Below are 25145 nucleotides of genomic sequence, written 5' to 3' on the forward strand. Positions count from 1 at the left end.
AACCCTTACTTTTCAATTCTTTTAAGATATTACATAACCATTCCGCCGTCAACATGGATGGTTTGTCCCGTAATATAGCGGCTTGCATCTGTAGCTAAGAATGAAACAATATTGGCAATATCTTGTGGATCACCAAAGGATGCAAGTGGAATTTGCTTTAGCATTTCAGCTTTTACTTCTTCTGGAAGCTCATCCGTCATATCAGTTGCGATAAACCCTGGTGCCACTGCATTTACTGTAATATTACGACTTGCAAGCTCTTTTGCAGATGTTTTTGTTAATCCGATAACACCAGCCTTAGCAGCTACATAGTTTGCTTGTCCTGCGTTTCCGCTAACACCCACAATAGATGAAATGTTGATGATTCGTCCATGACGTTGTTTCATCATTTGGCGAGTTGCTGCTTTCGTACATAAAAACACGCCCTTTAGGTTTGTTGATAAAACATCATCCCACTCATCTTCCTTCATTCTCATTAGCAGGTTATCTCTTGTAACACCAGCATTGTTTACTAAAATATCTAAAGAGCCAAACGTTGAAATTGCTTCTTTAATCATGCTTTGAACAGAATCTGCATCCGCTACGTTTGCTTGAATCGCAATGGCATCTGTTCCATAACCTTTAATTTCATCAACGACCTCAAGTGCTTTCGCTTCGCTACCTGCATAGTTTACAACTACTTTAGCTCCTTGCTTTCCTAATTCAAGCGCAATCGCACGTCCAATTCCACGAGACGCTCCTGTAACAACCGCTACTTTTCCTTCTAACATTTTATTCTACCCCTTTCACTGCTTCAATTGTTGCTTGTAACGTTTCAACATTACTCACTGAATAAACCGTAGCACGGCGATTCACCTTCTTCACAAGCCCTGATAATACTTTTCCTGGACCAATCTCAATAAATGTATCTACGCCTTCAGCAAGCAATAACTCAACCGTTTCTTGCCAGCGAACTGGAGAATATAATTGTTCAATTAACAGCGCTTGTACAGCTTCTTTTTGGATTGTTGGTTGCGCCGTTACGTTAGCTACAACAGGAACTTTCGCATCTTTAAAATCCATTATGCTAAGCGTATCCTGCAGTTTAGCAGCAGCGGGCTTCATTAAGCTAGAGTGGAACGGTCCGCTTACATCTAAAGGAATCGCTCGTTTTGCTCCTTTTTCTTTCGCTAGTTCACTCGCTTTTTCAACACCCTCTGCTGTTCCAGAAATTACAATTTGACCTGGACAATTAATGTTAGCAAGCTGGACAGAAGCTCCTAAAGCCGTAATTTCGTCCGTTACAGCTTTTAACTCTTCAGCACTCATTCCTAAAATGGCAGCCATTGTTCCTTCACCAGCAGGAACAGCTTCATCCATATAGCGTCCACGCTTGTTTACAGCAACAACAGCATCTTCAAAAGACATTACTCCAGCTGCTACTAACGCACTGTATTCTCCCAAACTATGACCTGCTACATAATCAGGTGTAATCCCACTTTTGTTAAACTCGTTTAAAAGCATTGTGCTAGCAGTAACAAGAGCAGGTTGCGCATGATACGTTAACGTCAGTTCATCTTGTGGACCTTCAAACATAAGGTTTGATAATGAAAAGCCTAGCACTTCATCTGCCTTTGAAAGAAGTTGCTTTGCTTCTTCAGATTGCTCATATAAGTCTTGCCCCATACCTACGGCTTGTGAGCCTTGGCCTGGAAACATAAAAGCTATTTTCCCCATTCTTATCCTCTCCTCGTTTATTCGTTATTTTATTCACTTTCAACGGAAGCTTGAATGGTAGAAGAGACGTTATTTTCTACCATATTTACGGTTTGTTTAATCGCATTAAAGATGGCCGTAGCGTCTGACGAACCATGAGCTTTAATAACCGGTGCATTTAGACCGAACAGGCCTGCGCCGCCATACTCGCTATAGTCCATTTTTGCTTTTAGCCCTTTAAGCTGAGGCTTTAACACGGAAGCAGCTACCTTGCTTTTAAAACTACTCATTAACTCTGCTTTTAACATTGAAAATAGTGAAAGTGCCGTTCCTTCAATAGTTTTCAATGCAACATTACCCGTAAAACCATCCGTTACTACAACGTCTGCAACGCCGTTTAAAAGATCTCGTGATTCTACGTTTCCGATAAAGTTAATGTTGGTTTCTTGAAGCAATTTAAACGTTTGCTTTGTTAACTCATTACCTTTTTTCTCTTCCGTTCCAACGTTTAAAAGCCCAACTTTAGGCGATTGAACACCTCTTACCTTCTCTGCGTATACCGAGCCCATAATTGCATATTGTACAAGGTGCTCAGGTTTCGCATCAACGTTAGCTCCTACATCTAGCATTAAGAAACCTTTGCCGTCCAAAGTTGGCAGCGTCGGAGCTAGAGCAGGACGCTCAATTCCTTTAATACGACCAACAACAAATAACCCAGCCGTCATTAAAGCACCCGTGTTACCTGCAGAAATACATGCATCAGCACGCCCCTCAGCTACTTCAGTAGCCATAAGCACCATTGATGCATTTTTCTTTCTGCGTACTGCACGAACTGGTTCATCTGTTGCTTCAATTACTTCTTCAGTATGAAGAATTGTGATACGCTCTGGATTTGTTAGGTACTTCTTTATTTCAACTTCATTACCAACAAGTGTAATATGTAAGTTTTCAAACTGCTGAATGGCTAATTCTGCACCTTCAATAACCGTTTTGGGAGCGTTGTCCCCTCCCATAGCATCAATTGCTATTTTCATGTTCTTTCTCATCCTTTAGTTTTATTTATCAGATGTAGATCGGTACATATTAAACGTTCCTGAAAACACCTGCTCTTGTCCTACAAAACTATTTACCTCTACGATTGTTCGAGTTTCATCTGTAGACAGAACCTTTGCTTTTGCTATCACGCGCTCATGAATCTTTACCGAACGATGATAGCGAATTGTAGCCTCAATTGTTAATGCTAATTCATCATTAATAACCGCTACTGCAAGTGAGTTTGCTTGAGCAAACAAGTGATGTCCTCTTGTAATTTGATTGCGTTGAAAAACGTGTTCTTCACGCACATCAAAGATGGAAATAGCGGATTGGTCTAGTTCAATATCGATAATTTCCCCAATTACTTCTTCAATAGGCAGAGAACGCACTTCATCTTCTAATTTCTTAGAAGCTACATATTTAATTCGCTCGCGTAATTCAGGGATAGACAATTCTAGGCGGTCTAAGCGAATTGTTTGTACGCTAACTGAAAAACGGTCGGCTAATTCTTCGTCTGTGATAAATGGATTCTCGTCAATTGTAGCTTTTAATAACAGCTGTCGATCTCTTTTATTACGCTTCATAACACACCATCCGAACTTTTAATACTAGGTACTAACAGCAGTATATAATTATTGCAATTGAAATGCAACATTTTTAGTAAAGTTACACCTCAATTGCAAAGCCGATTCACTGACTATTAATCAAATTTTTCACCTGCTAATACACCTGTTGCTTCCAAATAAGAACGCATCAACTGATATTGCTCATCTTGCCAAAACGCCTCCGAATTCACAAGCTCAGTAGCATCTGTACGGGCTACTTCAAGCGCTCGATAATCGTGGACCATATCCGCTATTTTGAACTCAGGCATTCCGCTTTGCTTTCGGCCAAAAAAGTCCCCAGGCCCTCTAAGCTCAAGGTCTCTTTCTGATAATACAAAACCATCATTTGTCTCCGTCATAATATTCATGCGCTCTTTTCCAGCTTCAGACTTTGGATCTGCTAACAAAATACAATACGACTGCGCGTCTCCTCTTCCTACTCGCCCGCGAAGCTGATGGAGCTGTGATAGTCCAAAGCGCTCCGCATCATAGATGACCATAACCGTGGCGTTTGGAACGTTCACCCCTACTTCAACAACCGTTGTCGAAACAAGAATTTGCACATTGTTTACGCTAAACTCTTTCATGACTTCTTCTTTTTCATCTGGTGTTAAGCGCCCATGCATCAGTCCTACATTCCATTGCCCTTTAAAATATTGAACAAGGGTACTATGAACATCAATGGCATTTTGAACGTCCAACTTCTCTGATTCTTCAATCAATGGACAAATTACGTAGGCTTGCCGTCCTTCACTCAGTTCTTTCTGGACAAATTGCAAAATACGCTCTAGCATATCATGCTTTACCCAATACGTTTCGATTGCTTTTCGACCAGCTGGCATTTCATCTATAATCGACACGTCCATCTCACCAAAAGCAGTAATGGCAAGCGTTCTTGGAATAGGAGTCGCCGTCATAAATAATACATCTGGACTTTCACCTTTCTCACGAAGAACTCTACGCTGACCTACACCAAAGCGATGTTGCTCATCCGTAATGACAAGACCAAGACTTTTATACACTACTTCATCTTGGATGAGCGCATGAGTACCGACTAACACGTCTATTTCTCCGGCCTGAACTTGTCGCAGAAGCTCACGCCTTGCTTTCCCTTTAACTGAACCCGTTAACAACCCGACGCGCACTTGAACTTTTTCAAGCATGGCACTTAAGGATTCAGCATGCTGTTCGGCTAAAATTTCAGTTGGAACCATTAGAGCACCTTGATGCCCTGCCAATACCGTTGCATATAGCGCAACGGCAGCAACAACCGTTTTACCTGAACCTACATCTCCTTGTAATAGGCGATTCATTCGATAAGGCGACTTCATATCAGCAGTAATTTCATTCACTACTCGTTTTTGAGCGTTTGTTAACGGGAATGGCAGTTGATTTGTAAACTCAACTAAATCGCTTGATTGAAACACTTGAGACATACCAGCCGTTTCTTCTCGCTCACGCTTTCGAAGCGCCTGCATCTTTAGCTGAAACAGCAAAAACTCTTCATATACAAATCGCCTGCGCGCTTGTTTTAAATCGCTATGGTCTCGAGGTAGATGAATCGTTCGCACCGCATCTTCTCGTGCCATTAACTTATATCGATTTCGGAGCGATAAAGGGAGCATGTCTTCAATTTGACTTCCATACTGATTTAAAGCCAGGGTGATAAACTTACGAATTGCTTTTACAGTAAGCGCTGCTTTTGTGGAATAAACTGGCTCAATGGTTTGATTTTTTTTGAAAGGTGAAAACTGTAGTTCTTGAAGAGTAATCGTTTGGCGGTGCTGATCCCATTTTCCCGTCACAGTAACCGTTTGATCAATTTCAAGCTTTGATTTGTAATAAGGTCGGTTAAAGCACGTAACGGTAACAAGATAACGACCAACCAACAAGCGAAAGGTTAATCGAGACCGTTTTTTTCCGTAATAAGTAAGAGAGGGAACGCTGTGAACCTTTCCCTCTACCGTTACTTTTTCATCATGTTTAGCATCCGCTAAATCTTTCAGCTCATAGTCCTCATAGCGATAAGGAAAATGCTCAAGTAAATCTTGTACAGATTGTATCTTCATTTCTTCGAGAAGAGTCGCTGTCTCTTCTCCAATCCCTTTAATGGTTTTAATGGAAATTTTATTTAATTCATTCACTTTTGTTTAATGCAATACCAAAGATCTTTGCTTCTAGCTCGCGACCTGTTGGTGTTGCCGCTAAGCCTCCTTGTGCAGTTTCTCGTAACGCTACTGGCATTGTTTGACCAATTCGATACATTGCATCAATTACTTCATCACACGGAATTCGACTTGTAACACCTGCTAACGCCATATCAGCAGCAATCATTGCATTCGCAGCGCCCATCGCGTTTCTCTTTACGCACGGTACTTCTACTAATCCTGCTACAGGGTCACATACTAATCCTAGCATATTTTTAAGCGTAATTGCCATTGCTTCAGCTGCTTGACTAGGTGTACCACCCGCCATTTCTACAATCGCTGCCGCTGCCATGCCAGACGCTGACCCTACTTCAGCTTGACACCCTCCTGCTGCACCTGAAATGGAAGCATTGTTTGCCACAACAAATCCAAATGCTCCTGATGTAAATAGAAATTCAATCATTTCTTCACGCGTTGGATTTAATTTATTTTTCACTGCAAATAACGTTCCAGGCACCACTCCAGCTGAACCGGCTGTCGGTGTTGCACAAATCGTTCCCATCGCAGCATTTACTTCGTTCGTTGCTACCGCTTTACTTACTGCATCTAAGATTAAATTACCAGATAAAGCATTTCCACTTTCAATATACTTTTGTATTAAAACAGCATCGCCACCTGTTAGACCAGTAACGGACTGAACGCCTCTTAACCCACGCTCCACCGCTTCTTCCATAACCGTTAAATTGCGATCCATTCTTTCAAAGACCTCTTCACGGTTTAAGCCAGTAACTTCTACTTCTTGTTCAATCATAATTTCCGCTATTTTGACCTTTTTACTTTCTGCTAACTCTACTAATTCCGCTACATTTCGAAACATAGTATCCTCCCATTTTACAACATGATGTCATTCTATCTAAGCCAATATCATCTTGCTAAGCATTTATTTAAACGATAGATTACTTCCTTTTTCCAAAAAGGCATAAAAAGCAGTACGCTACTCAACCATTCTTGTCACTTTAATAATGTGCGGTAATCCTTGCAGCTCTTCAATTACTGCATCTTCAATGTTTGTGTCCATTTCAATGGCCATTAATGCAACCTGTCCTTTTTCCTTTCGAGATACTTCCATATGGCCAATGTTAATAGAATGCTTCATTAATATATTCGTCACCGTTGCAATCGCTCCAAAACGATCGTTGTGTACAACAAGGATAGCAGGATTCATGCCTGATAAATTTAACTCAAATCCATTTAATTCTGTGATTTGAATTTTACCACCACCAATTGAGATACCAACAACTTCAATTTCTTTATCACCATCAATCATTCGCACGCGCGCCGTGTTTGGATGATCAGTAATCGCTGTTTCTTCAATAAACGTCACGTCCATGCCCGCTTGTTTAGCTAATGTAAGAGACTCAGGAATTCGAGGGTCAAACGTATCAAAATCTAATACCCCTCCAATGATTGCTACATCTGTCCCATGGCCTTTATATGTTTGAGCAAAAGATCCATAAAGTGAGACGATGACTTTTTCTGGCTGTTTGCCAAACAACGTTCTTGCTACCCTACCAATACGCGCAGCACCTGCTGTATGTGAACTTGATGGACCAATCATAATTGGACCAATAATATCGAATACGGATTTATATTTCATGGTTACTCTCCCCCTGTAAAAAGGATATTAAACTTTAATGTTATCGCTATCACTTTATATGTTACTTGACGTTTTCTATTTTTGGAACCCTAGAAATTCGTTATAATAAAGTTTTAAAATTCGAAATAATAAGCTAACATTTTTCTCTTTATTCTCCGATAAAAAAGAGTTTGGGACATAACAAAATGATTGCTTCTAAGAGACGAACACTAGCTGTTCCCATCTCTTTGGTTTGTCTGAACACGTTCGTTCCATTGCGCTACGACCACTCGCTTTCCGCGGGGAGGAACCTGAGCTTCCTCGCTGCGCTGCGGGATCTCAGGTTTCCCTCTCTTTCCCGCAGGAGTCGAGTGTCCTACGCTCCATTCCACCCTGTCTCCAACATTGTTTTCACAATCAACCAAAAAACCTGAACGATTAAAAGTGAGAAACTCTCAATCGTTCAGGTTTATCATTGGCTGAATTACTTATGTCCCAGCCCCTTTGAGTTATGCTGCTTCTTTTGTTTCTTGTTCAAGCTCTGCAACTGTTTTGATATTAAAGTTTTTAAACACGTTTGAACCAATATACCCAATAACTGCTCCACCAACTGCACATAGTGCTGCGCAAATTGTTACTTTTATTGGATCGTTAAAGCCATACATAACTGCTAAACCTGCAATAGGAGTAGCTGTTCCTGTCGCATCGTTTACCAATCCAAATAGGGAAACAATGACACCACCTACTGCTCCACCAACAAAATTTGTTACATAAATTGGAATTGGGTTAGCCGATATTATATTAGCTTGCGTTAATGGCTCTACAGCTACTGAAATTGTGGTACGACGATCTCCAAATTTCAAACGATCGAATAATACATAATTCATAAATGACGAACCGAAAACCGCTAGTGCACCAATTGCCATCGGAAGACCCGTTAAGCCAAGCATAGCTGTTAAAGCCATTGAGCTTAGAGGTGCCGTAGCAACAACCGTGATAACGCCACCGAGTATAATTCCCATTAGAATTGGATTAGCATTTGCTGTTTCCTTAATGATGGAACCAATGTTCAATAGCGTGGCATCCACCAAAGGCGAAATCCCTGTTGCGATTAAGCGTGTTAACGGTGCAATAACTAAAATTGCTCCCAATAAATCTAAACCTGCAGGCGCTTTTTTCTCTACTACTTTCATAGCAAAAGCCATGATATAGCCAGCAAAGAAGCCAGGTAACAGGCCTAATCCTGAACAGACAACCCCCATCATTAATGCGTAAACGGGAGATACGCCTAGTGCCAACGCTACTAACGCAGCAGCAGCGACGCCACCCATACCCCCAGCAGCTTCTCCTACTTCACCTAAAAATTTGATGTTTAATAAATCGCCACCCACATACAGTTGAAATGCTTCAACGAGAAACGCCGCAACGGCACCGCTTGCCAAAGCACCCATAGCTTTCATCCCATACGGTGCTTTGTTACTGAAAAGCCAAAATAAAAATAAGACCAATAAAAGCAGTGCCGTACCTTTCAAAATCTCCATTGTAAATTCCCCCTATGCTGCATTCATCTTCACTTAAGTATTCACTTTAAAGTAACGCACGATGTACGCCCCCTTTAAAAATTATCACAATATAGTAGGCTTTTCAACCGAAAGAACCATTTATACGAACAAAAGAACAAATACAAAACAAAATGTTCGTATTGTGTAAATTCCGACAGTTTAAAAATCAATAAAAAAAATGCAAGTTAGTCATAAAACTAACCTGCATTTATATTATTCAATCGCAAAGATATATGAGTATAATGGTTGCCCACCTTTATGGACTTCAACTTCAACATCGTCAAATTGACTTTCAACAAATGATACTAACTCATCCATTTCTGTATCAGTTACATCTTCACCTTGCAAAATCGTGATGATTTCTGAGTCTTCATCAACCATATGTTGTAGTAACTTTTTAGCAGCTTCAAGCTTTTCAGTATCCTTTACAACAATTTGCTTTTCAGCAATTCCCATAAAGTCACCTTTTGCAAGCTCTAAGCCGTCGATATTGGTATCACGTACAGCGTACGTAATTTGCCCCGTCTTCACATGACCAAGGGCTTCTGTCATCGCTTCTTCGTTCGTATTTAGATCTGATTGAGGATTAAACGATAGAAGCGCTGTCATTCCTTGTGGAACTGTTTTAGAAGGAACAACAGCAACGTGATCTCCTACTACAGACGCAGCTTGATTTGCAGCCATCACGATATTACCATTATTAGGAAGGATAATCACTTTTTCAGCGTGTGTTTCTTCGATTGCTTTGACAATATCTTCTGTACTTGGATTCATCGTTTGGCCACCTTCAATTACAACAGTGGCTCCGATACTTTTAAACAGCTCTGCAATGCCACTTCCCATTGAAACCGTCACAATACCGTATGGCTTTTTCTCAGCCTTTACAGGAGCAGGTGCTTCTTTCGAAACAATTTCGCTATGCTGTTCACGCATGTTTTCAATTTTCATTTTTATTAAGCTACCGTAGCGCTGGCCATAATTTAATACTTCACCCGGATGCTCAGCATGAATATGCACTTTTACGACTTCATCATCAGACACAACTAATAAAGAATCGCCCCATTCGCTTAGATCCTGGCGAAATGTCTCTTCTGAGAATGCGTGCTTTTCCATTTTGTCTGCTTCTAACCGAACCATAAATTCTGTACAGTACCCAAACTCGATGTCTTCAGTGTTCATATGGCTTTGAGCGTGCTTATGGTGTTCAGCGTTTACAAGCTCATTCATTGATGGAATTGCCAGAGGTACACCTGGAAGCTTTTCTCCCTTTAGCTCTGCTAGGAATCCTTCATAAATTAAAACTAAGCCTTGTCCACCGCTGTCTACAACGCCTACTTCTTTTAAAACAGGCAGTAATTCTGGGGTGCGATCAAGAGAGGCTTTTGATGCTTTTAGCACTTCTTCCATAAATGGAATCATTTCTGGTTGCTTTTCAGCTACTTCAACTGCTTTTTTAGCCGTATCTTTTGCAACGGTTAGAATCGTACCTTCAATTGGCTTCATAACAGCTTTATAGGCTGTTTCAACGCCCATCTCAAGCGCGTGTGCAAAGTCTACTGTCGTAATAAATTCTTTTTGTTCAATCGCTTTGCCAAAACCTCTGAAAAGCTGTGATAAGATCACGCCTGAGTTACCACGCGCCCCCATTAATAGGCCTTTTGATAAAGCTTGTCCTACTTGTCCAATATGATTTGATACATTTCTTTTTACTTCTTTAGCACCTGATGTGATCGACAGGTTCATGTTGGTACCTGTATCTCCATCTGGAACTGGAAAAACGTTTAGTGCATCTACATAGTCAGCATTGTTTGACAGATGCTGTGCTCCTTGAAGCACCATTTCCGCAAAACGCTTTCCGTTCAATGTTGTCATTGACACGAATCTTCCTCCTTAATTACACGTTCGTTACACGAACACCCTGCACGTAAATATTTACTGAGTCAACCGTTAGACCCACTGTTTGTTCTAGCGTATATTTCACTTTAGTCTGTACGTTATGAGCAATTTCTGAGATTTTCGTTCCATAACTAACAATGATATACATATCAATATGTACTTCATCATTTTCTTGCCTTACGATAATACCCCGTGTAAAGTTTTCTTTACGAAGAATGTCAGTAAGACCATCTTTAATTTGATTCTTAGAAGCCATGCCGATGATGCCATAGCAGTCAATAGCTGCCCCTCCAGCAATCGTTGCAATTACGTCTGTGGAGATATCAATTTGACCGTACTTAGTTTTCATTTCGATGGACATACTTTTTCCCCTTTCTATACATAGGCTAATAAATATTTTACTATAACCAATCTCTTTTTAAAAGAACATTCCCTAATTACCCAAATTTAACTCTCTTTATTATTGAACATACATTCAATTTATATGTCAAGGAAAATTTCTTGAAAGCTTTTGTTGAGAAGTATTGCATTATAAAGAATGCTGTGATAAATTAATATAGTATTTCTCAAAAAGCAGAATTGAGTAGTTTTTTTGTGTTAGGAGGGAAAACTATGGCACGCAAATGTGTAATCACTGGCAGAAAAGCTCGTTCAGGTAATGCACGTTCTCACGCTATGAACGCTACAAAGCGTAAATGGGGTGCTAACGTTCAAAAAGTACGTATCCTTGTGGACGGTAAACCAAAACGTGTATACGTATCAGCTAGAGCCCTTAAATCAGGTAAAGTTGAGCGCGTTTAATTTCCGATAACGAAAAAGCACCATGTATATGGTGCTTCTTTTATTATCTTGCTTTTTAATCTTTTTTAAATGAATTTAGCACGACCTTTACAATACCACCTAAAAACTTTGGAAGTTTAATCGTATAAAATTTCATACTACTCCTCCTCACCATTTCCACCATTCATCTACTTTTAATGGACTACCTTCATCCATTCTTCCATCAACATTATTAAAGTCTTTTACAAGCAATCTGCATCATTGCTTCTTATCATCATTAATATGCCTGTAGTAAATGAAAAAGTACCTCTTTGTGCAAGAAGTTCGTTACTTATACATAAAGTAGAGCCAAGTTCTACATAGTGGTTTGTTAGGGGATACTTAAAGCCTGTTAGCGTAAGGTTTTCAACACCGCCAGCATAAGGAACAAACGAGACGTATTTCGCTTGAGTTCTTACTTCAATTTCATGCGTTCCAGGAGAGAACAATTGAATGCTATTTTGCTTGTCAATTAGCTCTACCTTCACGTTTTCTTGCAGGCTTTTATACAGAAGCTGAATGGCTCCAAACGTATGATCAATTCTACCGCCCGTAGCTCCAAAAACCCGAATGTACGCAGGTTTTTTAGACACAGCCCACTCAACCGCAAGCTCTAAATCCGTTGCATCTTTTTCAGAAGGATAAACATGTAAATCTTGCAGCCGATCCTGAATAGCCTTCAGCTGCTCTTCATTGATGGAGTCAAAGTCTCCAAACGCTTCATCAGGAATAATCCCCTGCTCAAGAAGAGTGAACACACCGCGATCTACACCTATCCACTTATCACACGCCTTCCACTTGTGAAGTTCCGGCACATAATTATCCGGACCTCCTGCCAAAATATGAATAATAATGATAAGCCACCCTTTCTATTTATGAATTATTTAAAAAAGTTGCCAAGGAAAAGCAGATTTCACTCCTCCTTTGACAACTTTTGTAGACTCTTTATATAGTTGAACGAATTCGATCAATTGCCGCTGCGCGGTCTTCTTGATCATAAATAGCTGAGCCAGCTACTAAAACGTTTGCTCCAGCTTCTACGCATTTTTTTGCTGTTTCTTCGTTTACTCCACCATCTACTTCCACTTCAATAGATAGCTGACGAATTTCAATAAGCTGCGAGATTTGTTCAATTTTCGGTAGTACGCTATTAATAAACTTTTGGCCTCCAAAACCTGGATTAACCGTCATTAATAAAATTAGGTCGATGTCTTCTAACACGTGCTTTACAACATCAATTGGAGTAGCTGGATTTAACGCAATTCCAACTTTCATACCATGTTCTTTAATCAATTGAATCGTACGATGTAAATGCGTACAAGCTTCTGCATGCACAGTTAAAATATCAGCACCTGCTTTTGCAAACATCGGAATATACGCATCAGGGTTACCAATCATTAAGTGAACATCTAGCGGAAGAGATGTAATTGGACGAATTGCTTCTACAATTAAAGGACCAATTGTAATGTTAGGAACAAAATGGCCATCCATTACATCCACATGAATATAATCAGCTCCACCAGCTTCTACTTCACGAATTTCTTCTCCTAATTTAGAAAAATTAGCTGATAAGATGGAAGGTGCAATTTTTGTCATGTTTAATACCTCGGCTTTCTTTGCTTGATTTCTTCAACAAACTGCAAATAATGCTCATAACGGTAAGCAGGAATTGCTTGGTTCTCCACTGCCTGCTTAACTGCACATTTTGGTTCTTTCACATGCAGACATCCTCTGAACTTACAGTCTTCACTTAAGCGAGACATTTCTGGAAAGCAGTGAGAAAGTTCTTCTACCTCTAGAGTTAGAAACTCCAAGGAGCTAAAGCCCGGTGTATCTGCTACGAGTCCTTCACCAAATGAAATAAGCTCTACATGTCTGGTTGTATGCTTTCCTCGCCCTAGAGATATTGAAATATCATTTGTCTTCAGCTCTAACTCAGGCTTCAAAACGTTTAGTAACGAAGATTTACCAACTCCTGATTGTCCTGCAATGACCGTTATTTGATTTTCAAACAGCGGCTTAATTTCTGCAATACCACTTTCCATTACGGTTGATGTTAAAATTACCTCATATCCTATTTTACGATAATCTTCGGCATATTGCTCAATTAATTGTTTTTGTTTCTCTGACAACAAATCAACTTTTGAAATACAAATAACCGGCTGAATATCATTTGACTCTACCAAAGCTAAAAAGCGATCCAAAAGCACCGTACTAAAATCAGGCTCGATAGCTGAAAATACTAACAACGCTTGATCAACGTTTGAGATTGGGGGTCGCACTAACTCATTTTTACGTTCTTTAATTTCAAGTATATACCCTTCAAGCTCATTATCAGCTTGAAATACTACTTCATCGCCTACTAATGGAGTGACTTTCTTCTTTCGAAACACTCCTCTTCCGCGACACTGGGTTACTTGTCCATCATGAAGAACATAATAAAATCCACTTAAGGATTTAATAATTCTTCCTTCTGGCATAACCTCACTCCTATCATTCTTCTGGATATTCTACAGCTTTTTCTTCAATTACTTGACCATCTCGAACTACTTTGTACTTGGCTGGCTCGCCTTCTTTCACTAACACATCGAATGATTCAGTAACCGTTTCTGTAATTGTTAGTTCTTTAATAGGCACAGACATTGTATTATCTGCATCTTCTACGTAAATCTCTACTTTTTGCTCAGGATTTTTTCCTTCACTATTCTTTTCCTCATAGGGAATTGTTACTTGTACATTGACAGTTTGAGGAGGTACTTCTTCCTTCCCTAAGGAAACTTTAAACGTTAGCTTATCACCTTTTTTAATAACCGAACCAGCTTTCGGGGTTTGAGAAATAACCAAACCTTTTTCAACAGTATCAGAATATTCGTTTTCTACTGCAATTTCAAATTCTTCTTCTGCTACATAATCTCGAACGCTTTTTTCCGTCCATCCTGAGAAATCCTTCACTTTAATTTCCGGAGGTCCTTTGCTTATCCATAACGTAACGGCCGTGCTTTCTGGAACAACCTCTTCACCTTCTTTTGGACTTTGATCTAATATTGTTCCTTTGGGCTCCTCACTGTCGATTTCAATTGTTCGCACTTCACTATAATTCTGACTTTCAAGCAGCTTTTGAACTTCACTTACATCTCGGCCATTAAAGCGATCAAACGCTACTTTTGCTTTCCCAGTACTTCGATAGATAATAACAGCTGTACCTTCTTTTACCACATTTCCCGCTTTAGGTAATGTTTTAACGACATCTCCTTCTTGTACTTCGTCATCAGCTATATCCTTTGGATCTTTCACATTAAACCCTAATGATACAAGCTCAGTCACGGCTGACTCATAGTCTTCATTATGTAAATCAGGTACCGTAATATCCTTAGGCAATAGTAAAGAAGGAATAAAAGTCACAGCAGCGACGCTCGCTGCCGCTAACAATAAAAAAATGAGTGCAAGCGTTAAAATAACTTTACTTTTCTTTCTAGGCTTTTTCTTAGATTCTACTTCATTTTGATGTGTATTAGAAGGTTTACGAACAGCCGTCTTTTCCAATTCATGACCATACGGCTCATCTTTTATAATTGGAATTGCTTTTGTTACTTCATCATCATCTGGTACAATAAACTTTTGTTCATTGTGTCGAGTGGGATGAATAGCAGAGCGTAAATCTTCTTCAAATTCTTCTACCGTATTATAGCGATAAAAAGGGTCTTTTGTTGTTGCTTTCAATACAACGTTTTCTACGCTTTGTGGGATAGAAGGATTCCATTTCCTTGGTGAGGGTGTTTCCGTTTGTAAGTGCTTTAGTGCAATGGAAACAGCAGACTCTCCCGAGAATGGTACTCGCCCAGTTAACAATTCAAATAAAACAACGCCTAATGAATAAATATCGGACTTTTTATTCGCTAGACCTCCTCTTGCTTGTTCTGGAGATAGATAATGAACAGACCCTAATACAGAGTTTGTATGTGTAATAGTTGTTGAGCTTAAAGCCACGGCAATTCCAAAGTCCGTTACTTTTGCCGTATCATCATGGTCAATTAGAATATTTTGTGGTTTAATATCTCGGTGAATAATTCCATATTGATGAGCATGAGCAATTGCGGATGTAATTTGAGTCATAATATGTATCGCTTTCTCTAAAGATAACGGTGACTCTTGTAAAATATATTGCTTTAAGGTCATTCCAGGGACATATTCCATTACAATATAGTAGATGTCCTCTTCTTCTCCAACATCATAAATACTCACAATATTTGGATGAGCAATGCTTGTTGCAGATTGTGCCTCACGGTGGAAACGCTTAATAAAAGCATCGTCATTAGCAAAATCTAGCCGCAGAACTTTAATTGCCACGTCGCGATCTAAAATCATATCACGTGCTAAATAAACGTTGGCCATGCCACCTCCACCAATGACATGTAGAATTTTATAACGGTCGTTTAGCCGTCTCCCGATTAGCAACGTTCTCACCCACTTTCAGATGTAAAGTCCACAATTGCGAGTGTAATATTATCTTCTCCACCTAATTCATTAGCTAATGTAATTAAGTGTGTACCTGTTTCGTTTAGGGACGTTCCAGGTTGTAAAATGTCTTGGAGCTTCTCTTCGCTTATTTTATTGGAAAGTCCATCTGAACACAATAATAATAAATCTGTTGATTCAACTTCAACTGTTTTTACATCAAGATCTACTTTTTCTTCAGTACCTAATGCACGTAATAAAATATTTTTGCGAGGATGATGTTCCGCATCTTCTCGTGAAATTTGACCGTTTTTCACCAGCTCATTGACAAGGGAATGGTCTTCTGTAATTTGCCTAAAACCATCTTCACTGAATAAATAGCCCCGGCTATCTCCAATATTACCAATTGTACAAAATTCGGATGTGCAAATAGCTAATACGATGGTTGTGCCCATTCCTTTACATTCTTCATGTTTACTTGCATGTTGATGAATAGCTTCATTTACATTCATCACTTGTTCACGTATCCAAATAGTAGCATCATTCGGTTCATTTATAACTGAGCTACTCGTCCAGACGTCTTGCAATTTTTGAACTGCCATCGCGCTGGCTACATCTCCAGCGCGATGACCTCCCATACCATCTGCTACAATTGCAAGCACCTGGCCATGAGCATTCAAAAATACCCCTCCGTTATCTTCATTGTGTTGACGTATTCTCCCTCGGTCTGTCATAAAGACAGTTTCCATACAATCACCTCGTCTCTTCTTTACGCTCCTTCGCACGCAATTGACCACAAGCTGCATCAATATCATGACCTTGCTCACGGCGAATTGTTACGTTAACACCATGTTTTTTCAACGTACTTTCAAATTCAAAAATTTGTTCACGCGGTGTACGAACGTAATCACGCTCTGGAACATAGTTCACAGGAATTAAATTCACGTGACATTTAATGTTTTTAATAAGCGCTGCTAACTCTTCAGCATGTTCCACCTGGTCATTTACTCCACCAAACAAACCATATTCAAAACTGATACGACGACCTGTTTTGTCTGTATAGTATTTAATTGCTTCCATTAAATCAGGTAGCTTGTACGCACGGTTAATAGGCATCAATTTCGAACGAATATCGTTGTTTGGTGCATGTAGTGAAATGGCAAAATTAATTTGCATTTGCTCATCAGCAAATTTATAGATTTTAGGAATGATTCCACTTGTTGATACCGTAATATGACGCGCACCAATATTAAGACCGTTATCGTGATTAATAATTTTTAAGAAGCCCATCATTTGATCGTAGTTATCAAACGGTTCACCAATACCCATAATTACGACATGACTTACGCGTTCTCCTTGTTCATCAAGCGCTTTTTGTACTTTCACTACTTGAGCAACAATTTCGCCAGCTTCTAAGTTACGCTTTAATCCACCAAGCGTAGATGCACAGAACGTACAGCCAATGCGACAGCCAACTTGTGTTGTTACACAGATTGAGTTTCCGTACTCATGGCGCATAAGCACTGTTTCAATTGTATAACCATCGTGAAGCTCAAATAAAAATTTCATTGTTCCATCTGCAGAGGTTTGTTGAACAGCTGTTTTTAACGTAGTTAAAACAAACGCTTCATTTAACTTATCACGCAGTCCTTTTGACAAATTTGACATATCGTCAAATTCAGTTACACGCTTTACATATAGCCAGTCAAAAATCTGTTTCCCACGGAATTTTTTCTCTCCCTGAGATACTAACCATGCTTCTAACTCATGTAGTTGTAATGAGTAAATTGACGGTTTTTTATTTTCCACTTTTGTATCTTTCGTTCTTTCACTAACAGTTCCTTCCATTTTTACACCTTCTTTTGTAAACACGCAATATAAAACCCATCGCTTTCCTCGCTTGGAAGCAGTTGAATTTGTCCATGTTTAACGTTTTGTTTAAGCTTTTCTGGCATGCGTTCTGCCAAGGTAGAGTCTACCATAAATTCTGCATGATTATCGAGAAATGCATCCACTACATCTCCATTTTCATCACGATCAATCGTACATGTACTGTATACAAGCGTCCCACCCTTTTTTAAAAGTGGCGCAACAGCTGATAAAATATCAAGCTGGATTTTTGCCAATTGCTGAACGTCACGCTCGGTCTTAACATACTTTAAATCCGGCTTTCTTCGCATAACCCCGAATCCTGAGCACGGAGCATCGACTAAAATGCGATCAAACGTTTCCGCTTCAAAGCGCTCTGCCACCTTACGACTATCTTGCACCGTTGGTGAAACATTCGTAAGCTGCAAGCGCTCTGCTTGCTCAGAAATTAACTTGACTTTATGATCATGAATATCTAAAGAAATGACTTGTCCCGTATTGTTAAGCTTTTCACCGATATGAGTTGATTTCCCACCTGGTGCTGCACAGCTATCTAATATCATTTCTCCTTGTTCGACACCAAGAGCATGAGCGACAAGCATTGAACTTTCGTCCTGTACAGTAAACATCCCTTTTCTAAATGCATCTGTATATGCAGCATTTCCTTTTTGAACTTCTAAAGCTTCCTCAACAAGCTCACCGCTTTCTACAGAAATACCTTCTTCTTTAAGCTGAGCAACTACTTCAGAAACAGTGAACCTCGCTGTGTTTACGCGAAGCGTTTGCTTAGGGGACATTAGATTAGCTAAACAAATTTCACGCGTTTTGTCCAATCCATATTGTTCCACCCACCGTTTTACCAACCATAAAGGATGACTCGTTTCTACCGATAAGCGCTCGATAGGATCTTTAATCTCTTCTACGCTTGGAACTCCGTTTCGTTGCACATTACGTAAAACACCATTCACCATCGAAGCAATTCCTTTATGGCCACGCTTCTTAGCAATTTCTACTGCTTCATGAATAACTGCGCGATCAGGTACACGATCTAAGTGCAGCATCTGATAAAGAGACAAACGAAGCAATACTTTGACCCAAGGCTGAAGCTTTTTGGCTTTCGCTAAAAATGGAGCCAAACTATAGTCTAGCGTATCTCTTCTTTGAATTGTACCATATACAATCTCTGTTAAGAGACCGGCATCTTTCCCTTGAACACCGTACTTTTGAATACTTTTATTTAACAACAAGTTACTGAAAGCCTGATTTTTTTCAATCGAAAGTAAAATATCAAGCGCGATATCACGAACGTTATATTTACTCATTATGAGCTCCTAACACAGCTCCTACTTCAATGCCATTCCCGCGTAAGAACTGCGCGGCTTCCATTCTCTTTTTCCCAGATGGTTGAAGCTCTGTAATTTTAATTCCTGTACGGTTTCCTGTCGCCACGATAAATCCATCTTTTTCAAGGGATACTACCTTCCCCGGATCTCCTTCTGCAGCAACTTTTTCTCCCCACCAAACTTTCATCACTTGACCATCTAGCGTCGTATATGCCACTGGCCAAGGGTGAAGACCGCGGATGTGGTTATAAATTTCCTCACCGCTTCGCGTCCAATCAATTTTTTCTTGTTCGCGCTTTATGTTAAACGCAAATGTGGCTTCATCTTCGTTCTGCTTTATTGGCGTTAGATTACCTGATACGAGGGCTGGAATAGTTTCAGATAATAATTTAGCTCCCGCTTCGCTTAGTTTATCGTGCAGTGTTCCAACATGGTCTTTTTCTTCAATAGGCACTTCGACTTTCGTCAAAATATCACCGGCATCTAGCTTTTCGACCATATACATAATCGTTACGCCAGTTTTGGGCTTCCCTTGTAAAATAGAATAATGAATCGGTGCTCCTCCTCTAAGCTCAGGCAGCAACGATGCATGGACATTAATACAGCCATATTTCGGCGCTTCTAAAATTTGTGTTGGTAAAATTTGTCCAAACGCTGCCGTTACAATTAAGTCAGGGTTATATGCCAATACTTCACTGTACGCTTCTTCTAAACGAATTTTTTCTGGTTGCAGCACTGGAATGCCATGCTTTTGTGCCTCTACTTTCACTGGTGGTGGAGTCATAACTCTTTTTCTTCCTTTTGGACGATCAGGCTGTGTTACAACGGCCACTACTTCATATCCATCTTTAATTAAAGTCTGCAATACCGGTACGGAAAAATCCGGTGTTCCCATAAACACAACTTTCATTTTAAATTCCTACCCTTCTAGTTCTCCATCTTCATAATAACGCGATACTTTCTCAGTAAAAAGTACCCCGTGTAAATGGTCAATTTCATGCTGAATGGCACGAGCTAAAAAACCCTTTGCTTCCATTACAAATACTTTTCCACGACGATTATGTGCTCGTACTTTCACATAATCAGCGCGAGTTACGTCACCAAAAAGGCCCGGAAAACTTAAGCAGCCTTCAGGACCAGTTTGTTGACCATGCTTTTCAAGAATGACTGGGTTAACCAATTCAATTTTTCCGTGTCGATCTCCTATATCAACCACTGCTACTTGCTGTAATACACCAACCTGTGGAGCAGCAAGTCCTACTCCATCTGCTTCAAGCATTAAACCATACATGCCATTGATTAACTTAGCTAATTTATTATCAAACACTGTGACAGGTTCACACTTTGTCTCTAATACTTCATCGGGATGGTAAACTAGCTTTAATTTAGCCAAATTACTCCCTCCTTCAACTCTTTCTATTTATATCCAAAACTGCAGTCATTTAACGTTTTAGTTGTCGATTTACATCATTGAATAAGGGTGTAAATCAATCGTAATCGTTAATTGTTCCTGCTGCATTTGATCTTGGTACTGGTTCACTACATATTTTAAAGCTGGTATCATATTCGGTTCCAGCTTGTATTTTATCATGCATTGATATCGATATCTATCTTTTATCTTAGCAATTGGAGAGGCAACAGGTCCTAAAATAACGGCTTGCGGAGAGAGCTTTTGTCTTAAATACTGCGATATTTTCCCAGTCACAGACACCACTTTTGCCACGTTTTCATGTGAGACAGTTACCAACGCCAAATAAAAGAACGGTGGATAACGATGAGCTTGTCTAAGCTTCATTTCCTCAAGATAAAAAGTATCATAGTCGTGCTGACTTGCTAACTGAATGCTGTAATGCTCAGGAGCATAGGTTTGAATAACGACTTCACCAGGCAAGTGGTGACGTCCCGCTCTTCCGCTTACTTGTGTAAGGAGCTGAAACGTTTTTTCAGCAGCTCGAAAGTCAGGAAGGTTCAACATCGTATCTGCTGATAACACCCCAACAAGCGTTACGTTTGGAAAGTCTAAACCTTTAGCAATCATTTGCGTACCTAATAAAATCTGCGCTTCTCCATTTCCAAACTTTGTTAGGAGCTTTTCATGCGCCCCTTTTCGGCTTGTTGTGTCAACATCCATTCGAATGACAGACGCTTCAGGCAACACCTTTCCAAGCTCTTCTTCCACCTTTTGCGTCCCTGATCCAAAAAAGCGAATATGGTCGCTTTCGCACTCTGGACAAGCCGTTTGAGTTAGCTCTTCATAGCCACAGTAATGACATTTCATTCGGTTTTGGTAGCGGTGATATGTCAATGAAATTTCACAGTGCGGACACGAAGGAACATATCCACAGTCACGGCACATAACAAAAGATGAGTGCCCTCTCTTATTTAAGAACAATACAATTTGTTCTCGTCTTTCAAGGCGCTCACGTATTTTTTCAAGAAGAAGCGTAGAGAACATTGACCGGTTTCCATCGCGGAGCTCTTCACGCATATCTACAATATCTACTTTTGGAAGAGCTGATTTATTCATTCGTTCGCGTAGTGGCAGAAGTTTATAAACCCCTTTTTGAGCACGTGCAAATGACTCTAGTGTCGGGGTTGCACTTCCTAAAATTACTGGACAGTTGTGAAATTCTGCGCGTTTAATTGCCACATCGCGCGCGTGATACCTGGGATTCTCCTCTTGCTTATAGCTCGTTTCATGCTCTTCATCAATGATGATGATGCCCACATGTTGAAACGGAGCAAAGATAGCCGACCTTGCCCCTACGACTACGGATACCTCTTTGCGCTGAATTTTACGCCACTCATCGTATTTCTCACCGGCCGACAAACCGCTATGCATCACAGCTACCTTCGAACCGAATCGCTCTTTAAATCTTTTGACCATTTGAGGCGTTAGTGATATTTCTGGAACAAGCATAATTGCTTCTTTCCCCTGTTTCAACACTTGATCAATTGACTGTAAATACACTTCCGTTTTACCGCTTCCAGTTACACCATACATGAGAAAAACATCGTGTTCATGGTTCTCAATATCGCGCAGGATTGGCTTGATAGCAGCCGATTGCTCATCTGTTAACGAAAAAGGTTTTGAAGGAATAAAATCACGATTGGCATACGGGTCTCGATAAATCTCCATATCAACCTCGTGAAGCAATCCTTTTGAAACTAATCCTTTAATAGGTGCACTCGTTACGTTAAGCACAGTCATAATGTCTCTTTGTGCTACTACTTCTTCTTGCACAAGCATAAATTCAAGCACTTGCTTTTGCTTTTCAGCTTGTTTAGGCAACTCTTGGAGCAGCTGTTTGACATGTTCAGGCGGCTGAGCTAAACGAAGAGCTTTCACGGTCTTTTTATTCCCTTTACTTTTGACTAAATATACAACTTCTAAGAGTCCTTTTTGAATATCGCGATAAAAGCTATTTACAGACTCTGATTTCTCAATGTCGCTCCACATCACTTCGGAAGTATGTTGAAAGTACGGCTGAACCTTTGAGTGAAGCTGTGAACTTTCTACTCCTGGTTGAAGCAATATCTTTTTGTCATATTTTGCTTTCATCGCAGCAGGGAGCATTACTTGAAAAGCAGATATTTTAAAGCAAAGCGTTTTTTCAGTGAGCCAATGACCTAGCTCTAATAGTTCAGGCGTTAACACAGGTGTTAAATCAAGCAGCTCAGCGATTGGCTTCGTTCGCTTTACATCTGTTTCTAATTTAACGTCTACAACAAACCCCTGCACCTTGCGCGGGCCAAACGGAACGATTACCCGCATTCCTGGGACAAGAATCTCTCTCCACTGTTGAGGAATCGAGTAATCGAATGCTCGGTCTGTCTGCTTCGCTGCTACGTCAACAATTACGCTAGCAAAATTCATTGTCGAACACTCTCTAGCAGCTGCTTCACTTCTTCTAATAAAACTTTAGCGACAGATGATTTAGACATAAGAGGAAGCTGCCTTTGCTCACCGTTTCGCTTATAAAATTTTACGATATTCGTATCTGTTCCAAAACCTGCACCTTCACTTGTTACGTTGTTAGCGACAATCATATCTAGATTTTTGCTTTCGAGCTTCTTTTGAGCATATAAGTCTACCTGTTCTGTTTCTGCTGCAAATCCAACGAGCACCTGATTGTAATCTTTATAATCTCCGAGCGTTTTTAAAATGTCAGTAGTGCGCTCCAACTCTAGTACTGCCTCTCCCGTCTGCTTCTTCATCTTTTGCTGATGAACATGCTTTGGACGATAGTCAGCAACTGCCGCGGATTTAATGACAACATCCATATCCGTATAATGCTTCATCACCGCTTCAAACATCTGCTGTGCACTCTCGATTTGAACTGTTTTGACGTTAACGGGTGGCGTCAGCTGTGTTGGCCCAGATATAAGCGTTACGTTGGCTCCTTGCTTCGCTGCTTCTTCTGCGATAGCATAGCCCATTTTCCCAGTCGAACGATTAGTAAAGAAACGTACAGGATCCACTCGTTCAACCGTTGGCCCTGCTGTAACTAAAACATTCGTACCTTTTAGGGCTTGAGGTGGCTTTTGGTCATAAAAATAAGACTGTAGAAGACTAACAATTGTTTCAGGTTCTTCTAACCTTCCTTTCCCAACATAACCACATGCTAAATAACCCTCTCCAGGCTCCACAAACTGATAGCCAAATGAAGCTAATGTTTGCATGTTCTTTTTTACAGCTGGATGATCGTACATATGAACATTCATTGCTGGAGCAATCCAAACTGGAGCTGTGGCAGCAAGAAGAGTAGTTAAAATCATATCATCAGCAATTCCATTTGCTAATTTCCCTATCATATTAGCAGTAGCAGGTGCGACAAGAATTAAATCTGGCCAATCTGCTAAGTCAATATGTGCAATAACAGCCGGATCTTTTTCATCAAATGTATCTGTGTATACAGGATTTCTTGAAAGTGCTTGAAATGTTAACGGCGTAACAAACTCACGAGCAGAATCTGTCATAATGACTTTCACTTCGGCTCCTGCTTGTACTAACTTACTGGTTAAAGCCGATGCCTTATAAACAGCAATTCCACCACTAACACATAATAAAATTCGTTTTCCTTTCAACATCGTTACCCATACTCCCATCTTTTTATCTACTGAACAACCTTTACAATGTCCATATTATAACATGTTCAAGAATAGAAGTTGATTTTGACAAACCCTCTTTCTAACAGAAAAAAATAACAACCTACTGCGAATAGGTTGTTATTTTAACAATTATCTTTCTTCATTCTCATCTTTTGAAGGTACGTGCGTATACGTAAGTTGTTCTGAGTTGATTTCTTCTAATGCACAACCTACTAATTTATGAGATACAGGTCTTTGGATTGTTGTATCATTATGCATTTGAAGTTGACGTGCGCGCTTTGCAGCTACTGTTACTAGCGTATATTTAGAATCTAAACGTTGCATTAATGAATCAATTGACGGATAAAGCATTTATTCTACCTCCAACATTCTTTTATAGCGTGCAGATACACGGTCGCGGCGGCAATGCTCTGCCGTGACAATTGCTTGAATACGTGCACATGCATTTTCTACCTTGTCATTTTCTACTACATAATCGTATGCATCCATAAGCTCAATTTCTTCTTTTGCTACACGCATACGGTTGTTAATTAAATCTTCTGTTTCTGTACCGCGGTTTACAATACGACTCTTCAACTCTGATAAGCTTGGTGGTGCTAAGAAAATAAACAATCCTTCTGGAAATGCTTCTTTCACTTGAAGAGCACCTTGAACCTCAATTTCTAAAAAGACATCTTTCCCTGAAGCTAACGTTTCTTCGACGTAGTCAATTGGTGTACCGTAGTAGTTCCCTACGTACTCTGCCCACTCTAGAAGCTTTTTATTTTCAATCATGTGCTCAAATTCTTCGCGCTCTTTAAAGAAATAATCCACACCATCAACTTCGCCTTCACGTGGACGACGCGTTGTTGCTGAAATAGAGTACTGAAGTTTAATATCTTCTTGTTCAAATAATGCTTTTCTTACCGTTCCTTTTCCAACACCTGACGGTCCGGAAAGAACGATTAATAAACCTCTTTCAATCATTGGTT

General features: G+C 40.0%; 26 protein-coding genes. 1 reads left to right on the forward strand and 25 read right to left on the reverse strand.

What is annotated here, in order from left to right; genetic code table 11:
* Positions 1-29: 29 nt before the first annotated feature.
* From fabG to AS180_RS00980, 11 genes are all read right to left on the reverse strand, one after another.
* Positions 30-770: a 3-oxoacyl-[acyl-carrier-protein] reductase gene (fabG, locus tag AS180_RS00935; RefSeq protein ID WP_025909019.1), complete on the reverse strand. Its 741-nt coding sequence runs from the start codon at positions 768-770 to the stop codon at positions 30-32.
* 1 nt (position 771) lies between these two features.
* A complete protein-coding gene (fabD, locus tag AS180_RS00940) occupies positions 772-1716 on the reverse strand; it encodes an ACP S-malonyltransferase (protein WP_025909020.1) in 945 nt (314 codons plus the stop codon).
* Positions 1717-1745: 29 nt separating this feature from the next.
* Positions 1746-2729, reverse strand: coding sequence for a phosphate acyltransferase PlsX (plsX, locus tag AS180_RS00945; protein WP_025909021.1), 984 nt, complete (start codon positions 2727-2729; stop codon positions 1746-1748).
* Positions 2730-2750: 21 nt separating this feature from the next.
* Positions 2751-3314: a transcription factor FapR gene (gene fapR, locus AS180_RS00950; protein WP_025909022.1), complete on the reverse strand. Its 564-nt coding sequence runs from the start codon at positions 3312-3314 to the stop codon at positions 2751-2753.
* A 116-nt stretch (positions 3315-3430) separates the two neighbouring features.
* Complete coding sequence (recG, locus tag AS180_RS00955; RefSeq protein WP_025909023.1) at positions 3431-5479, reverse strand: ATP-dependent DNA helicase RecG; 2049 nt, start codon at positions 5477-5479, stop codon at positions 3431-3433.
* The gene (sdaAA, locus tag AS180_RS00960; protein WP_025909024.1) at positions 5472-6359 is read right to left on the reverse strand and encodes an L-serine ammonia-lyase, iron-sulfur-dependent, subunit alpha; all 888 of its coding nucleotides are present in this window, start codon (positions 6357-6359) and stop codon (positions 5472-5474) included. The genes recG and sdaAA overlap by 8 nt, the downstream gene beginning before the upstream one ends.
* 117 nt (positions 6360-6476) lie before the next feature.
* Complete coding sequence (gene sdaAB, locus AS180_RS00965) at positions 6477-7139, reverse strand: L-serine ammonia-lyase, iron-sulfur-dependent subunit beta (protein WP_025909025.1); 663 nt, start codon at positions 7137-7139, stop codon at positions 6477-6479.
* A 209-nt stretch (positions 7140-7348) separates the two neighbouring features.
* A complete protein-coding gene (locus AS180_RS22040) occupies positions 7349-7510 on the reverse strand; it encodes a hypothetical protein (RefSeq protein WP_156413416.1) in 162 nt (53 codons plus the stop codon).
* 117 nt (positions 7511-7627) lie between these two features.
* The gene (locus tag AS180_RS00970; RefSeq protein ID WP_025909026.1) at positions 7628-8659 is read right to left on the reverse strand and encodes a PTS sugar transporter subunit IIC; all 1032 of its coding nucleotides are present in this window, start codon (positions 8657-8659) and stop codon (positions 7628-7630) included.
* A 234-nt stretch (positions 8660-8893) separates the two neighbouring features.
* Positions 8894-10558 carry a DAK2 domain-containing protein gene (locus tag AS180_RS00975; RefSeq protein WP_025909027.1) on the reverse strand — a complete coding sequence of 555 codons (1665 nt, stop codon included), beginning with the start codon at positions 10556-10558 and terminating at the stop codon, positions 8894-8896.
* Between the two features lie 16 nt (positions 10559-10574).
* A complete protein-coding gene (locus tag AS180_RS00980; RefSeq protein ID WP_025909028.1) occupies positions 10575-10937 on the reverse strand; it encodes an Asp23/Gls24 family envelope stress response protein in 363 nt (120 codons plus the stop codon).
* A 251-nt stretch (positions 10938-11188) separates the two neighbouring features.
* Between AS180_RS00980 and rpmB the strand changes: the two genes are divergently transcribed.
* Positions 11189-11377 carry a 50S ribosomal protein L28 gene (gene rpmB, locus AS180_RS00985; protein WP_025909029.1) on the forward strand — a complete coding sequence of 63 codons (189 nt, stop codon included), beginning with the start codon at positions 11189-11191 and terminating at the stop codon, positions 11375-11377.
* A 55-nt stretch (positions 11378-11432) separates the two neighbouring features.
* Here rpmB and spoVM read toward each other — a convergent pair whose 3' ends face one another.
* The 14 genes from spoVM to gmk all read right to left on the reverse strand — a co-directional run bounded on the left by spoVM (position 11433) and on the right by gmk (position 25140).
* Positions 11433-11513 (reverse strand): stage V sporulation protein SpoVM, encoded by an 81-nt coding sequence (gene spoVM, locus AS180_RS00990; RefSeq protein WP_062686209.1) that lies wholly within the window; start codon positions 11511-11513, stop codon positions 11433-11435.
* Between the two features lie 85 nt (positions 11514-11598).
* Complete coding sequence (locus AS180_RS00995) at positions 11599-12252, reverse strand: thiamine diphosphokinase (RefSeq protein ID WP_090752673.1); 654 nt, start codon at positions 12250-12252, stop codon at positions 11599-11601.
* Between the two features lie 88 nt (positions 12253-12340).
* Positions 12341-12991: a ribulose-phosphate 3-epimerase gene (gene rpe, locus AS180_RS01000; RefSeq protein ID WP_025909031.1), complete on the reverse strand. Its 651-nt coding sequence runs from the start codon at positions 12989-12991 to the stop codon at positions 12341-12343.
* A 2-nt stretch (positions 12992-12993) separates the two neighbouring features.
* Complete coding sequence (rsgA, locus tag AS180_RS01005) at positions 12994-13875, reverse strand: ribosome small subunit-dependent GTPase A (RefSeq protein WP_062686210.1); 882 nt, start codon at positions 13873-13875, stop codon at positions 12994-12996.
* A 13-nt stretch (positions 13876-13888) separates the two neighbouring features.
* A complete protein-coding gene (gene pknB, locus AS180_RS01010) occupies positions 13889-15850 on the reverse strand; it encodes a Stk1 family PASTA domain-containing Ser/Thr kinase (protein ID WP_062686212.1) in 1962 nt (653 codons plus the stop codon).
* Between the two features lie 5 nt (positions 15851-15855).
* A complete protein-coding gene (locus AS180_RS01015) occupies positions 15856-16599 on the reverse strand; it encodes a Stp1/IreP family PP2C-type Ser/Thr phosphatase (RefSeq protein ID WP_062686214.1) in 744 nt (247 codons plus the stop codon).
* A gap of 4 nt (positions 16600-16603) precedes the next feature.
* Complete coding sequence (gene rlmN, locus AS180_RS01020; protein WP_062686216.1) at positions 16604-17698, reverse strand: dual-specificity RNA methyltransferase RlmN; 1095 nt, start codon at positions 17696-17698, stop codon at positions 16604-16606.
* A gap of 2 nt (positions 17699-17700) precedes the next feature.
* Entirely contained in the window at positions 17701-19041 is a 1341-nt protein-coding gene (gene rsmB / locus AS180_RS01025) for a 16S rRNA (cytosine(967)-C(5))-methyltransferase RsmB (RefSeq protein ID WP_025909036.1), read from the reverse strand.
* Positions 19034-19972 (reverse strand): methionyl-tRNA formyltransferase, encoded by a 939-nt coding sequence (gene fmt / locus AS180_RS01030; protein ID WP_062686218.1) that lies wholly within the window; start codon positions 19970-19972, stop codon positions 19034-19036. Before fmt ends, rsmB begins: the two co-directional genes overlap by 8 nt.
* Before the next feature lie 9 nt (positions 19973-19981).
* Entirely contained in the window at positions 19982-20455 is a 474-nt protein-coding gene (gene def / locus AS180_RS01035) for a peptide deformylase (protein ID WP_062686220.1), read from the reverse strand.
* 69 nt (positions 20456-20524) lie between these two features.
* A complete protein-coding gene (gene priA, locus AS180_RS01040) occupies positions 20525-22939 on the reverse strand; it encodes a primosomal protein N' (protein WP_062686222.1) in 2415 nt (804 codons plus the stop codon).
* Positions 22936-24153 carry a bifunctional phosphopantothenoylcysteine decarboxylase/phosphopantothenate--cysteine ligase CoaBC gene (gene coaBC, locus AS180_RS01045; protein ID WP_062686224.1) on the reverse strand — a complete coding sequence of 406 codons (1218 nt, stop codon included), beginning with the start codon at positions 24151-24153 and terminating at the stop codon, positions 22936-22938. The genes priA and coaBC overlap by 4 nt, the downstream gene beginning before the upstream one ends.
* A gap of 150 nt (positions 24154-24303) precedes the next feature.
* Positions 24304-24525, reverse strand: coding sequence for a DNA-directed RNA polymerase subunit omega (rpoZ, locus tag AS180_RS01050; RefSeq protein WP_025909041.1), 222 nt, complete (start codon positions 24523-24525; stop codon positions 24304-24306).
* Positions 24526-25140, reverse strand: coding sequence for a guanylate kinase (gmk, locus tag AS180_RS01055; RefSeq protein ID WP_025909042.1), 615 nt, complete (start codon positions 25138-25140; stop codon positions 24526-24528).
* Positions 25141-25145 lie beyond the last annotated feature (5 nt).

It is taken from the genome of Priestia veravalensis, from assembly GCF_001457055.1.
Taxonomy (GTDB): Bacteria; Bacillota; Bacilli; order Bacillales; family Bacillaceae_H; genus Priestia; species Priestia flexa.

Bases quoted from the DNA above. Each gene is read 5' to 3' on its own strand.
- fabG (WP_025909019.1), bottom strand. From the start codon at position 770: ATGTTAGAAGGAAAAGTAGCGGTTGTTACAGGAGCGTCTCGTGGAATT.
- rlmN (WP_062686216.1), bottom strand. From the start codon at position 17,698: ATGGAAGGAACTGTTAGTGAAAGAACGAAAGATACAAAAGTGGAAAAT.
- spoVM (WP_062686209.1), bottom strand. From the start codon at position 11,513: ATGAAATTTTATACGATTAAACTTCCAAAGTTTTTAGGTGGTATTGTA.
- rpmB (WP_025909029.1), top strand. From the start codon at position 11,189: ATGGCACGCAAATGTGTAATCACTGGCAGAAAAGCTCGTTCAGGTAAT.
- fapR (WP_025909022.1), bottom strand. From the start codon at position 3,314: ATGAAGCGTAATAAAAGAGATCGACAGCTGTTATTAAAAGCTACAATT.
- rpoZ (WP_025909041.1), bottom strand. From the start codon at position 24,525: ATGCTTTATCCGTCAATTGATTCATTAATGCAACGTTTAGATTCTAAA.
- sdaAB (WP_025909025.1), bottom strand. From the start codon at position 7,139: ATGAAATATAAATCCGTATTCGATATTATTGGTCCAATTATGATTGGT.
- fabD (WP_025909020.1), bottom strand. From the start codon at position 1,716: ATGGGGAAAATAGCTTTTATGTTTCCAGGCCAAGGCTCACAAGCCGTA.
- AS180_RS00970 (WP_025909026.1), bottom strand. From the start codon at position 8,659: ATGGAGATTTTGAAAGGTACGGCACTGCTTTTATTGGTCTTATTTTTA.
- rsmB (WP_025909036.1), bottom strand. From the start codon at position 19,041: ATGAGTAAATATAACGTTCGTGATATCGCGCTTGATATTTTACTTTCG.
- AS180_RS00980 (WP_025909028.1), bottom strand. From the start codon at position 10,937: ATGTCCATCGAAATGAAAACTAAGTACGGTCAAATTGATATCTCCACA.
- plsX (WP_025909021.1), bottom strand. From the start codon at position 2,729: ATGAAAATAGCAATTGATGCTATGGGAGGGGACAACGCTCCCAAAACG.
- sdaAA (WP_025909024.1), bottom strand. From the start codon at position 6,359: ATGTTTCGAAATGTAGCGGAATTAGTAGAGTTAGCAGAAAGTAAAAAG.
- fmt (WP_062686218.1), bottom strand. From the start codon at position 19,972: ATGAAAGTTGTGTTTATGGGAACACCGGATTTTTCCGTACCGGTATTG.
- coaBC (WP_062686224.1), bottom strand. From the start codon at position 24,153: ATGTTGAAAGGAAAACGAATTTTATTATGTGTTAGTGGTGGAATTGCT.
- rpe (WP_025909031.1), bottom strand. From the start codon at position 12,991: ATGACAAAAATTGCACCTTCCATCTTATCAGCTAATTTTTCTAAATTA.
- rsgA (WP_062686210.1), bottom strand. From the start codon at position 13,875: ATGCCAGAAGGAAGAATTATTAAATCCTTAAGTGGATTTTATTATGTT.
- AS180_RS01015 (WP_062686214.1), bottom strand. From the start codon at position 16,599: ATGGAAACTGTCTTTATGACAGACCGAGGGAGAATACGTCAACACAAT.
- priA (WP_062686222.1), bottom strand. From the start codon at position 22,939: ATGAATTTTGCTAGCGTAATTGTTGACGTAGCAGCGAAGCAGACAGAC.
- gmk (WP_025909042.1), bottom strand. From the start codon at position 25,140: ATGATTGAAAGAGGTTTATTAATCGTTCTTTCCGGACCGTCAGGTGTT.